Origin of the sequence: Streptomyces sp. NPDC006265 (genome assembly GCF_040613555.1) — a bacterium.
Classification (GTDB): domain Bacteria; phylum Actinomycetota; class Actinomycetes; order Streptomycetales; family Streptomycetaceae; genus Streptomyces.
Genome location: NZ_JBEXSH010001218.1, coordinates 1 through 2,071, shown reverse-complemented (window position 1 = coordinate 2,071; position 2,071 = coordinate 1). Strand labels below are relative to the sequence as shown.

At 72.1% G+C, this 2,071-nt stretch carries 1 protein-coding gene and 2 pseudogenes; all 3 read left to right on the top strand.

Annotation, left to right across the window (positions count from 1 at the left end; translation table 11 throughout):
• Window positions 1–291, top strand: a pseudogene (locus tag ABZ281_RS47290) (hypothetical protein); the annotation flags it as partial.
• On the top strand, window positions 288–1,331 hold the full coding sequence (locus ABZ281_RS47285) for an S-adenosylmethionine:tRNA ribosyltransferase-isomerase (protein WP_356664792.1): 1,044 nt from the start codon (window positions 288–290) through the stop codon (window positions 1,329–1,331). The pseudogene ABZ281_RS47290 and the gene ABZ281_RS47285, both read left to right, overlap by 4 nt.
• A 342-nt stretch (window positions 1,332–1,673) precedes the next feature.
• Window positions 1,674–2,071 (top strand): annotated as a pseudogene (locus ABZ281_RS47280) (lytic transglycosylase); the annotation flags it as partial.

The following is a 2,071-nucleotide window of genomic DNA, read 5'->3' as shown; positions in this document are numbered from 1 at the left end:
GCGCACGAGCATCCGCTCGACACGGTGTGCCGCGGCATCAAGGAAGTCATGCGGATGTACGCGGCCCTGGACCAGCTGGTGGCCGTGCTCGCCGCGGAGGAGCCGGGGTTGCGGGTCTGGGCGGTGGATCCCGGGGACATGGCCACCGACCTCTACGCGGCGGCCGTACCGGAGGACCGGGAGCCGCGGCCGGAGCCGGCGGCTGTCGTGCCGGGGTTTCTGCGGCTGCTGGACGAGCGTCCGGCGAGCGGGCGGTACGGGGCCCCGGCGCTGCTGGACGGAGCCCGATGACCCTGACCGTGTGTGTGCCGGAGGAGCTGTCGGCCAGGGTGCCCGTCGAGCAGCGGGGGCCGGGGCTGGAGCGGGACGCCGTACGGATGCTGGTGTCGCGGGCTGCCGAGGTGGCGCATCACACGTTCCGGGAGCTGCCGCTGCTGCTGCGGGCCGGGGATCTGCTCGTGGTCAACACCTCGGCCACGCTGGCGGCGGCCGTGGACGGATGGACCGGGCACGCGCGCGTGGTGGTGCATTTCTCGACGCGCGGGGACGACGGCCGCTGGGCGGTGGAGCTGCGGGAGCCCGACGGGCGGGGCACCACACGCGCGCGTGGGGGTGGTCCCGCGGGGAGGGAGGTGCGGCTGCCGGGAGGCGTACGGCTGGTTCTGGAGGAGCCGCTGAGCGGGCGGGGTGAGCGGCTGTGGTGGGCGCGGGTGTCCGGGTCGGGGGTGCCGGGGCTGCTGCGGGAGTACGGGCGGGCCATTCGCTACGCCTATACAGAGCGGGACCAGCCGCTGTCCGTCCACCAGACGGTGTTCGCGCTGCCGTCGGCGGACGGGACGGGCAGTGCGGAGATGCCGAGCGCGGCGCGGCCCTTCACGGCGCGCCTGGTGGCGGAGCTGGTGAGCCGTGGGGTGCGGTTCGCGCCGGTCACGCTGCACACGGGGGTGGCCTCGGCGGAGGCGCACGAGCCGCCGTACCCGGAGCGTTTCGCGGTGCCGAAGGCGTCGGCGCGGCTGATCGACGCCGCGAGGGCCGGTGGGGGCCGGGTGGTGGCGGTGGGGACGACGGCGGTGCGGGCCGTGGAGTCGGCGGTGGGCTCCGACGGGGCCGTACGCGCGTGTGCGGGGTGGACGGACCTCGTCGTCACGCCGGAGCGCGGGGTGCGGGTGGTGGACGGGCTGCTGACCGGGCTGCACGAGCCGCAGGCCTCGCACCTGCTGATGCTGGAGGCGGTCGCGGGGCGGGTGGCGGTCGAGCGGGGGTACGAGGCCGCGCTGCAAGGGCGCTATCTGTGGCACGAGTTCGGGGACGTGCACCTCGTCCTGCCCTGAGGGGGCCTCACACAGAGCATCGCTTGTGCAACTGGCCGTGAGGCTGATCTAGGGGCGATGTGAGCCCTCGCATAGGACCCACGTCACGTACGAACGGACGTAGGAGACAAAGTCGCCCCTTTTGAGCGGCACAGACAGTCCAATCTGCACCGATTTGCCCCTCCCTGATCCACTATCTTCCTTCGTACGTCACACCTTTGCCACGCCATTTTGCGGCCGCTAAGAATTGGCGACGTCGCTCAGCGCCGTGGGTTCACCTCCGCGGCGTTTGTGTCGGAAACACACCGAGTCCAACGCCGGACGCCGAGCGACTCCCGCGCTATTCGAAGAGGTCCACGCAGCATGCCCAAGAACATCTTCAGCCGTGTTCAGAGTCGCAGCCTGACCCGTCACCACAAGATCGCCATGGCGGGTGTCGCCACCCTCGGCGCCGCCGCCATCGGGTTCTCCGCAGTGCCGAGCGGCGCCTCGACCAAGACCACGACCGAGGCCGCTCAGCCGGCTGCGGTGGCGTACAGCAACCAGCAGATCAAGGACGTCAAGGCGAGCGTCACGGACCAGATGGCCGGCGCCAGCCTGAAGGCCGAGCAGATCGCGGCGAAGAAGAAGGCCGACGCCGCGGCCGCCGCCAAGAAGAAGGCCGCCGCCGCGGCGGCGAAGAAGAAGCCCGTGGCAGCCCTGGCAGCTGCGCGCGTACAGCTTCGCCGCGCCGACGCCGCCCTGCTGCCCGCGCAGCTTGT

What these genes read in the sequence shown, in the direction of transcription:
- ABZ281_RS47285 (WP_356664792.1), top strand. Translation starts at nt 288, where the DNA reads ATGACCCTGACCGTGTGTGTGCCGGAGGAGCTGTCGGCCAGGGTGCCC.